This window comes from Nonomuraea sp. 3-1Str, assembly GCF_031570565.1.
Lineage (GTDB): Bacteria > Actinomycetota > Actinomycetes > Streptosporangiales > Streptosporangiaceae > Nonomuraea.
Window position 1 is genome coordinate 301,124 of record NZ_JALHBK010000006.1, and the last position, 8,948, is coordinate 310,071.

The 8,948-nt window shown below is 74.2% G+C and carries 9 protein-coding genes; 6 read left to right on the forward strand and 3 right to left on the reverse strand.

The genetic code is table 11. The features are described 5' to 3' along the window. Positions 1-72: 72 nt before the first annotated feature. The gene (locus tag MTP10_RS13505) at positions 73-1,836 is read right to left on the reverse strand and encodes a gamma-glutamyltransferase family protein (protein ID WP_310709475.1); all 1,764 of its coding nucleotides are present in this window, start codon (positions 1,834-1,836) and stop codon (positions 73-75) included. 96 nt (positions 1,837-1,932) lie between these two features. Between MTP10_RS13505 and MTP10_RS13510 the strand changes: the two genes are divergently transcribed. The 4 genes from MTP10_RS13510 to MTP10_RS13525 all read left to right on the forward strand — a co-directional run bounded on the left by MTP10_RS13510 (position 1,933) and on the right by MTP10_RS13525 (position 5,502). Continuing rightward, entirely contained in the window at positions 1,933-3,066 is a 1,134-nt protein-coding gene (locus MTP10_RS13510; RefSeq protein ID WP_310709476.1) for a histidine kinase, read from the forward strand. Then, on the forward strand, positions 3,066-3,713 hold the full coding sequence (locus tag MTP10_RS13515; RefSeq protein WP_310709477.1) for a response regulator transcription factor: 648 nt from the start codon (positions 3,066-3,068) through the stop codon (positions 3,711-3,713). The genes MTP10_RS13510 and MTP10_RS13515 overlap by 1 nt, the downstream gene beginning before the upstream one ends. Before the next feature lie 50 nt (positions 3,714-3,763). Continuing rightward, a complete protein-coding gene (locus tag MTP10_RS13520; RefSeq protein ID WP_310709478.1) occupies positions 3,764-4,612 on the forward strand; it encodes a restriction endonuclease in 849 nt (282 codons plus the stop codon). 128 nt (positions 4,613-4,740) lie between these two features. Continuing rightward, entirely contained in the window at positions 4,741-5,502 is a 762-nt protein-coding gene (locus MTP10_RS13525) for a class I SAM-dependent methyltransferase (protein WP_310709479.1), read from the forward strand. Here the strand turns inward: MTP10_RS13525 and MTP10_RS13530 are convergent. Both MTP10_RS13530 and MTP10_RS13535 read right to left on the reverse strand, forming a co-directional pair. Then, positions 5,468-6,715, reverse strand: a complete 1,248-nt coding sequence (locus MTP10_RS13530; RefSeq protein ID WP_310709480.1) for an isoprenylcysteine carboxylmethyltransferase family protein — start codon at positions 6,713-6,715, stop codon at positions 5,468-5,470. The genes MTP10_RS13525 and MTP10_RS13530 overlap by 35 nt on opposite strands. After that, entirely contained in the window at positions 6,712-7,602 is an 891-nt protein-coding gene (locus tag MTP10_RS13535; RefSeq protein ID WP_310709481.1) for a hypothetical protein, read from the reverse strand. The genes MTP10_RS13530 and MTP10_RS13535 overlap by 4 nt, the downstream gene beginning before the upstream one ends. 81 nt (positions 7,603-7,683) lie before the next feature. On the opposite strand from MTP10_RS13535, the gene MTP10_RS13540 reads away from it, so the two are divergent. Together MTP10_RS13540 and MTP10_RS13545 are read left to right on the forward strand one after the other, a co-directional pair. Continuing rightward, complete coding sequence (locus MTP10_RS13540; protein WP_310709482.1) at positions 7,684-8,334, forward strand: TetR family transcriptional regulator; 651 nt, start codon at positions 7,684-7,686, stop codon at positions 8,332-8,334. Positions 8,335-8,529: 195 nt separating this feature from the next. Continuing rightward, the coding region (locus tag MTP10_RS13545) for a sulfite exporter TauE/SafE family protein (RefSeq protein WP_310709483.1) at positions 8,530-8,948 on the forward strand (419 nt) is incomplete at its 3' end.

Here is an 8,948-nt window from a genome sequence, read left to right on the forward strand (position 1 = left end):
CGACAGGACGGGGGCAGCCGGCTTCGAGCCCCGGGCGCGGAAGGTGACCCCCCGCGCCCGCGAGCTGATCCGCTAGTCGGCCGGCCGGACGACCAGGGCGCTGCCGCCGCCCCGCCTGACCGGCTCGGCCACCGCCTTCACCCTGCCCTTACCGGTGAACTCCAGCGCGGTCGCCGCGCCGATCTCGGCCACGCTCGCGAAGCTGTGCCTGCGGGCCTCCAGCTCGGCCTGGTGGGCCTGCAGGAAGGCGGGTTCGGCCTGCGTCTGCGCGGTGTTGCGCTGCGAGGCGCGGGGCGCGGCCACGGCCTCGGGCAGGCTCATCCCCCACACGTACCGGTTGAGCAGGATCTGCAGCACGGTCGTGATGATCGTCGCGCCGCCGGGCGAGCCCACCGCCATGATCGGCTCGCCGTCGTCGAACACGATCGTGGGCGCCATCGACGAGCGCGGGCGCTTGCCCGGGCCGGGCAGGTTGGGGTCGCCGGGGGCGGGGCCGAAGGTGAAGTCGGTCAGCTCGTTGTTGAGCAGCACGCCCCGGCCCGGCACCACGATGCCGTTGCCGCCGGTGGACTCGATCGTCAGGTTGTAGGCGACGACGTTGCCCCAGCGGTCGGCCACGACCAGGTGCGTGGTCTCCGGCCCCTCGGCGGCGGTCGGCGTGGACGTGCCTTCGGGGCTCGCGCACGCCTGGTAGTCGCCGTCCGGGGCGCCGGGGGCGACCGGCGAGGTCATCGCCAGCGGGCCGACGAGGCAGGCGCGCTCCTTGGCGAAGCCGTCGGACAGCAGCTGCTTCAGCGGCACTCCGGGGATGTCGCCGACGTACTTGTTGCGGTCGGCGAAGGCCAGCCGGGACGCCTCCAGGTACTCGTGCAGGCCGGTGTCCGGCAGCGCGTCCACGATGTTGAGCGCCTCGCCCACGGTCGAGCCGCCGGAGGAGGGGGGCGCCATGCCGTACACGCGCAGGCCCCTGAAGTCCACGCGCGTCGGCTCGCGCAGCAGCGCCCGGTAGTCCCGCAGGTCCGACAGCTCCATCAGGCCGGGGCGGACCTTGCGGGTGACCCCGGAGGCGACGGGCGGCTGCTTGACGGTGGCGACGACCTCCTTGCCGAGCTGCCCGCCGTACAGCCAGTCGGGGCCGCGTCTGCCCAGCTCACGGTAGGTGGCGGCCAGGTCCGGGTTCCGGAAGACGGAGCCGACGGGCGGTGGCGCGCCGTTCGGCAGGTAGAGGGCGGCGGTGGAGGTGATGTCCTTGAACCTGGCCAGGTTGGCCTGGGTCTGGTCGAAGAACGTCTGGTCGACGACGAAGCCCTGGGACGCCACCTCGATGGCCGGCTTGAGCGCCTGCTTGAGCGAGATCGTGCCGAACCGGCGCAGCGCCAGGTCCCACTGGGCGACCGCGCCGGGCACGCCCGCCGACAGGCCGCTCGTGACGCCCTCCTCGAACGGGATGCCCTCGAACGTCGTCGGGGTCATGGCCCTGGGCGCGGTCTCGCGGCCGTCGATGGTGTGCACCTTGTGGTGCTCGGCGTCGTAGAACACGATGAAGCCGCCGCCCGTCAGGCCGGCGGAGTACGGCTCGGTGACGCCGAGCACGGCGCCGGCCGCCACGGCGGCGTCGACGGCGTTGCCGCCCTTCTTGAGCACGGCGATGGCGGCCCGGCTCGCGTCGAGGTCGACGGTGGAGACGGCCCCGCCGTACCCCTCGGCGACGGGCGTCTTGCGGGGGGCTGTGGAGGTGGCTCTGGAGTCGATGGTCGGAGTCGCGGTGGCCAGCGCGGGCACGGCAGTGACCAGCGTGATGACGATCGCTGCTGCTGGAGCTATCACACGGCGCATGCTCTCCACGATGGCCCAGGTACGCCCGTCGCGGTAGGGCCCCCTCCCCCGGTGGACGGACGCGGGAGGCGGACAGGGTGCCCTAGCGTGGATCCCGTGCGCAAGTCGTCCGAATACGCCCCCTTGCTCGGGCTCGTCGTCGCGGTGGCCCAGGTGGTGATGTCACAGGGGGCGGCGTACGGGCAGATGGACACCAGGAAACCGCTGGACGCGCTGGCGTACGCGCTGCTGCTGGCGGGGCCGGCGGCGCTGGTGGTCCACCGCAGGTTCCTCGTCCCGTCGTCCGTCGTCGTCCTGGCCGCGACCTACGCGTACACGTGGCTCGACTACCCGCTCGGCCCCGTCTACCTGGCGCCGACGATCGTCCTGTTCACCCTGGTCCTGCGCGGACGGCGGCCGGCGGCGTGGACCCTGGCCGCGATCACGCTGGTGGTGTTCCTGGCGTACGGGCACCTGGGCTCCGCCCGCTGGCCGGGCCTCTTCCACGACCTGGCCATCACCGCGTTCATCCTGCTCGTCATGGTGGTCGCCGAGCTGGTGGGCATCGTGCGCGAACGCCGCGCCCAGCAGCAGCGCGCGGCCGAGGAGGAGGCCAGGCGGCAGGCCAGCGAGGAGCGCCTGACCATGGCGCAGGAGCTGCACGACGTGCTGGCGCACAACATCTCGCTCATCCACGTGCAGGCGTCGACCGCGCTGCACCTCATCGACGACAACCCCGACCAGGCCCGCACCGCGCTGGCCACGATCAAGACCGCCTCCAAGGAGGTGCTCGGCGAGCTGCGCTCCGTGCTCAACGTGCTGCGCGAGGGCGCGCCGCGCTCCCCCACGGCCGGGCTCGACCGGATCGACGAGCTGGCCGGGCGCTGCGGGCTCGACGTCACGGTGCGCCGCGAGGGGGCCAGGCCGCTGCCGCCGCAGGTGGATCGGGCGGCGTACCGGATCGTGCAGGAGTCGCTCACCAACGTCGCGCGGCACGCTCCCGGCGCGCGGGTGACGGTCCGGCTGGAGTACGGCGCGAGCGAGCTGGCGCTCACGGTCACCGACACCGGCGCGACGACGGCCCCGGTGCTGTCGGCCCACGGCAGCGGCAACGGCATCCCCGGCATGCGCGAGCGCGCCTCCGCCCTGGGCGGCCCCCTGGCCGCCGGCCCGTCCGGCACCGGCTTCCAGGTCTCCGCCCGCCTCCCCATCCCCCCGCTCCCCGACCCGACTCCCTCCGAGGACACGTGATGATCCGCCTGCTGCTGGCCGACGACCAGGCGCTGGTGCGCGCCGGCTTCCGCGCGCTGCTGGACGCCCAGCCCGACATGACCGTGGTGGCCGAGGCAGCCGACGGCGCGGAGGCGGTGCGGCTCTCGGCCGAGCACCGGCCCGACGTGGTGCTCATGGACATCCGCATGCCCGGCACCGACGGGCTGACCGCCACCCGCCAGATGCCGGAGGGGCCGCGCGTCATCATCCTGACGACGTTCGAGCTGGACGAGTACGTCTTCGAGGCGCTGCGCGGCGGCGCCAGCGGCTTCCTCGTCAAGGACACGGAGCCGGCGGAGCTCATCCAGGCGGTCCGGGTGGTGGCGGCGGGCGAGGCCCTGCTGTCGCCCAGCGTGACGCGGCGTCTCATCGCGGAGTACGCCTCGCGCGCCAAGGAGCCGATGGCGACGGAGCGGCTGAGCCAGCTCACGGACCGGGAGCGCGAGGTGCTGGCACTGGTGGGGACCGGCATGACCAACGACGAGATCGCGGCCAAGCTGTTCATGTCCCCGGCCACGGCCAAGACCCACGTGAGCCGCGCCATGATGAAACTCGGCGCCCGCGACCGGGCCCAGCTCGTCGTCATCTCGTACGAGTCGGGCCTGGTCCGACCGGGCTGGATCTGACCGTCAGCCCAAACCCAGTGCTGGGCGGGGCTCCGGGCTACCGCGACATCGTGGGCGATGCTCCCGGAACGGGGGCGGAGGCGTTCTTCCGCTGGCTGGAGCGGACCGTGCTCAACCCGTCGCACATCCTGTTCACCGAGCCGGACTACCTGCTCGCCGAGGATCCCCGCATCGGGGACCGCGCCATCTATCACGCGATCTGGCAGGCGGTCTCCGGCGGCGCCTCGTCCCCGACGCAGATCGGGGGGCTGGTGGGGATGGATGCCAAGGCCCTGACGTACCACCTGAACATCATGAGAGATGCCGCCTTCATCTCCTACGGCCAGGACCTCCTCCTGCAACGCCGGCCGGTCATCACCGTCGCCGACCCCGCGGTCCGCTTCCACAACCTCATCGTCCAGCCCAACCTGATCGACCTGGAGCTGCGCCACGCGCGCCACGCGTGGGAGAGGTCCAGGAAGACGTTCTCGGACAAGATTCTCGGGCCGCACTTCGAGGAGATCGCGCGCTCCTGGGTCCGGCGGCACGGCGCCGAGGCGGGACTGGACGACGTCGGCCAGGTGGGCACGACCGAGGTGGCCTGCCGCGAGCACCGCGGCCACGAGGTGGACGTCATCGCGCTCAGCCGCTCAGCCGTGGCACGCGCGCGAGGAGGCCGGATCACGGTGCTCGGCGAGGCCAAGTGCACGGCCGGGCAGCGCACGCTCGGAGATCTCCTGCGGCTGGAGCACATCCGCGATCTCCTGACCGCGGCCGGCTGGGACGCCGCGGAGACGCGGTTCGCGCTGTTCTCACGCAACGGCTTCTCGCCCGACCTGCGCGAGGCCGCCGCCTCGGAACGGGTCCATCTGCTCGACCTGGACAGCCTGTACGGGGACGCATCAGTAAGAGCCTGCTGACGAAGGTTTGAGTGCTCGTGGGGTGCGGTGACGGATCAGCCAGGCGGGGGTTCGTGTTGCATCGCCCCTCGGCCGTACGCGGGCAAAAGCGGTTGAGGTGCGGGCCGGGGGGTTGAGAGGCTGCGTGGATGGGACGCTCGTTCGATGATCTGGTGACCGAGGCGGAGGCGGCGCCGGTCGACGGCTGGGACTTCTCCTGGCTCGACGGCCGCGCGAGTGAGGAGCGCCCCTCCTGGGGCTACTCGCGGCTGCTCGCCGAGCGCATGGCGCGGGCGACGGCGGCGCTCGACATCCAGACGGGCGGTGGCGAGATCCTGGCGGGACTGCCCGTGCTGCCGCCCGTGACGGTCGCCACCGAGTCCTGGCCGCCGAACCTCCGGCTGGCCGCCGCCCGGCTGCGCGAGCGGGGCGCGGCGGTGGTGGCCGACGACGAGGAGCCGCGCCTGCCGTTCCGAACCGGTGTCTTCGACCTGGTGACGAGCCGCCATCCGGTGCGGACGTGGTGGGCGGAGATCGCCCGCGTGCTGCGGCCCGGCGGCGCGTACTTCTCGCAGCAGGTGGGCCCGCGCACGGTGTTCGAGCTGGCCGAGTTCTTCCTCGGCCCGCTGGACGGCTCCGGCCGCGACCCGGAACGGGCCAGGGCGGAGGCCGAGGCGGCCGGGCTCGCCGTCGTCGACCTCAGGGCCGAGCGGCTGCGGATGGAGTTCCGGGACGTCGGCGCGGTGGTCTACTTCCTGCGCAAGGTGATCTGGATCGTGCCCGGCTTCACGGTCGCCCGCCACCGCGCACGGCTGCGCGACCTGCACGAGCGCATCGAGGCCGAGGGCCCGTTCGTGGCCCACTCCAGCAGGTTCCTCATCGAGGCTCGTAGAGCCGTCGCTCCTGGGTGAGGGTGCGGGGGCCGCCGCCGAGGGCGTCCACGCAGAGCTGGGCGAACCAGGCGACGCCCGGCAGCCCGAGCAGCCATCCGGCCAGCGCCCAGCCCAGGTGGATGTGGGTGAGCGCCGACGCGAGCGCTCGCACCCCCTCCGCCGTGACGCCGTCGGCCCGCTCGTAGGTGATCCGGCGCAGCCCGCGCGGATGGTCCTCGGCGGCGGCGACCGCCAGCGCGACGGGCGTCCGGCGGGCGAGCCACCGCCCGACCGGCGCGCACTGCCCGCAGGTCGCGGCCACGTGGACGACCGCCGCCGGCGGCGCGGCCGGCCGGAAGCGGGGCAGCCACGGCCGGACCGCCCGGCGGTACGCCTGCCACTCCTCGCCGAACCGCGCGTCGAGCTGCTCGCCCTCGTGCCAGGCGGCCAGCCCCGCGCCGTACGCGAACGCGATCGCCGCCGCGCCGAGGTAGGCCACGTCGAGGGTGGCCAGCAGCAGGTAGCCGCCGGTCATGGCGGTCTGCATCGGGTTGCGCACGTACGCGTACGGCCCGCCGGTCACCAGCCGCCGCGGCGGATCGTACGGCAGTGGGGTGCCCCGGCCGGAGACAGCGAACTCGCGCACCGCGGCCAGCCCGAGCAGCCCCGGCACCGCCATGGCCTGGGCCAGCAGGGCGAGCGCCCAGGCGGGCTGCCGCCACGCCCCCGTCAGCAGCAGCGGCAGCACCACCCCGAGCCCGCCCGCGAGCACCACCTGGGCCGCCGCCCGGGCCCGCAGCCGGCGGCCCGTCCACGTCCAGCGGGCCACCAGCAGCCCCGGCACCAGCGCGCAGGCGACCGCGGCCGACTCCCCCAGCAGCCAGTCCGGCCCGAGCACCAGCACCGGCCCGGCCATGGGCATCAGCGCCAGGTCGAGCCAGGCCAGAACGGCGGCGGTGAGCGGCACGGGCGCCCCGGGGGCCGCCAGGGCCGGCACCGCGCCCCACAGCAGCGCCCACCCGAGCAGCAGGTCGACCGGCACGCCCAGCGCCACGGCCCCCTCCGCGTGGAAGCTCCACCAGCCGAGGTGGAGGGCCAGCGCGTTGACGCCGCTCAGCGCGAGCACGTTCCAGCCGGTGGCGAGGAGCGCGCCGGCGATCCGCGGCTCCTCGGGGCGCCGCACGGCGACGACGGCCGCCACGGCCAGGACCGGGCCCATGAGCGCGACCGCCCTGATCAGCGCGGCGCTCATCGCGTGAACGTCTCGGCCAGGTAGCCGGCCGCCTCGCCCAGTCCGTATCGCTGGAGCGGACCGAAGTACCAGGCCGGGTCGAAGGTCCGCCGGTAGCGCAGCGACACGGTCAGGTCCGAGCGCGTCCACGCGAACCGGGCCTCCTCCAGCTCCAGCCACCGCGCCAGCGTGCTGTCCGCCACCACGTCGAACACCACCACGCCGGCGGCCCGCTCCTTGACCCGCAGCGTCATCGAGCGCGGCTCCAGGGCGGCGCCGATGCCGAGCGACCGGCGCGGCGTGAAGGTGACCCGCCGCGTCGCGCCCACCTGGAGCCCTTGCCCCTCGGCCGTGAGCGGGCGGGGGAAGCCGAGGCGCAGGAACGCCGACTCCACCCCCCGGAACACCGGCGCCGCCGCCAGCGCCGCCTCCACGTCCGCGCCGCCGGTGGCGCGGGTGGCGCTGACCACGTTCTCCCTGGGCAGCGAGGTGGCCCCCGTGGCGCCCTCGCTGACCACGGCCAGCAGCAACGGCGCCACCAGCAGGTTCACCCCGGTGCCCCGCCGGCCGCCCCAGTCGACGAGCAGCCCGACGATGAGCCCGACCAGGTAGAACAGCGGCGCGGCGAACACCAGGCAGACGATCCCCTCTCCCAGTAACGGCCCGGAGACGGCCAGCCCGATGGTGATCACCGCCATGATCAGGCCGGTCGCGCTCTTCGGCCGGGCCGCGAGCGCCACCGTGATCGCGATGACGGCGGGGATGCCCACGTAGAACACCGCCGTCTGCTCCAGGTGGCCCGCGTGCAGCACCCGGTAGGCGAGGAACGCGGCGAACAGGGCCGCGAGCACGCCGGCCAGCACGCGTCGCGACCTGCGCTGATGAACGGGATCCGGCTCGGCGGACATCGGCTACTCCTTGAGCGATCGGTTTAATCAAGTGATTAAACCGTATGATGAGCCAGACGGAACGTGCAAGAGGGAAGGCGCATGACCAAGCAGGCAGGGGCGGAGACGCGGGAGCGGCTCATCGAGGCCGCCGCGGAGACACTGCGCACGGAGGGCTACGCCGGGACCAGCGCCCGCACCATCGCCAAGGCCGCGGGCGTCAACTCGGCGCTGGTCTTCTACCACTTCGGCGGCGTGGACCCGCTGCTGCTCGCGGCGCTCGACCGGTCCTCCCAGCAACGGATGGCCGCCTACGAGGCCGCCGTGGCCGGCGTCCGGACGCTGGAGGAGCTCGTGGCGGTCGCCACCGAGATCTACCGGGCCGACCTGGAGGGCGGCCACATCACGCTGTTCTCGGAGCTGGTGGGGGCCAGCATCGCCCGGCCCGAGCTGCGCGAGGAGATCGTCAGGCGGTCGGAGCCGTGGATCGCGTTCGTCGAGCGCAGCCTGGAGCGGGTCATCGGCGGCTCCCCGCTGGCCAAGCTGCTGCCGCCGCGCGACCTGGCGTACGCGTCGATCACGTTCTACCTGGGCGTCAACCTCTTCACTCACCTCGACGCCGACCGGTCGCGCACCGAGGCGCTGTTCGCGCTGGCCGAGCGGGTGGCGCCGCGCGCCAAGCTGCTCACCGTGCGCCTGCCCCGCCGCCGCGGCGGCGGTGCGAAGGACGAGACCGGGACCGGGGGGACATAAGTGTCACTGGTCGCATCCGGGACGCCACGTTAGGTTGCCGGTAGAGCGGTGCCGTGGCGGCGCCGCCGACAGTGGGGGGACGAGAATGCGGCAGCCCACCCGATCCCATGCCCGGCCGGCGCACCGCGCTCCGCACGCCGCGGGCCCGGCCGCGCCCCGCGCCCTCGCCTTCTTCGCCGCCCCCGCCCGCTGAGCGTGCAGGCGGCCGCTCTGCTCGCGACCGGACTCGCCGCCGGTCTGCTCGCGGGCACCGCATCGTGTACGGCGGTCCAGGGCGGGCTCCTCGTGGGCCTGACGGACCGCCGCCCCTCGGGGCCGGAGCCCGACCGGCCCGCCGCGGCGCGGATGGTGATCGGGGGGTTCCTGCTGGGGCGGTTCGCCGCCCACACCGCTCTCGGCGCCCTGCTGGGGTGGCTGGGCGCGGCCGTGCAGCCGCCGCCGGCCGTCCGGGCCGCGCTGCTCGTGGCCGCGGGCGCAGCCGTCGTCGTGTTCGCCGAGGTCCTGGCGCAGCAGGGGCGCTTCCCCGGTGTGCTGGACGAGGGAGAGGACCTGGCCGTGCGGCTGGCCGAGTACGTGGCCGACCGGCTCGCCGCCGAGGGCGACAGCCCCGTCCT

Bases quoted from the DNA above. Each gene is read 5' to 3' on its own strand.
- MTP10_RS13515 (WP_310709477.1), top strand. From the start codon at position 3,066: ATGATCCGCCTGCTGCTGGCCGACGACCAGGCGCTGGTGCGCGCCGGC.
- MTP10_RS13525 (WP_310709479.1), top strand. From the start codon at position 4,741: ATGGGACGCTCGTTCGATGATCTGGTGACCGAGGCGGAGGCGGCGCCG.
- MTP10_RS13535 (WP_310709481.1), bottom strand. From the start codon at position 7,602: ATGTCCGCCGAGCCGGATCCCGTTCATCAGCGCAGGTCGCGACGCGTG.
- MTP10_RS13540 (WP_310709482.1), top strand. From the start codon at position 7,684: ATGACCAAGCAGGCAGGGGCGGAGACGCGGGAGCGGCTCATCGAGGCC.
- MTP10_RS13505 (WP_310709475.1), bottom strand. From the start codon at position 1,836: ATGCGCCGTGTGATAGCTCCAGCAGCAGCGATCGTCATCACGCTGGTC.
- MTP10_RS13530 (WP_310709480.1), bottom strand. From the start codon at position 6,715: ATGAGCGCCGCGCTGATCAGGGCGGTCGCGCTCATGGGCCCGGTCCTG.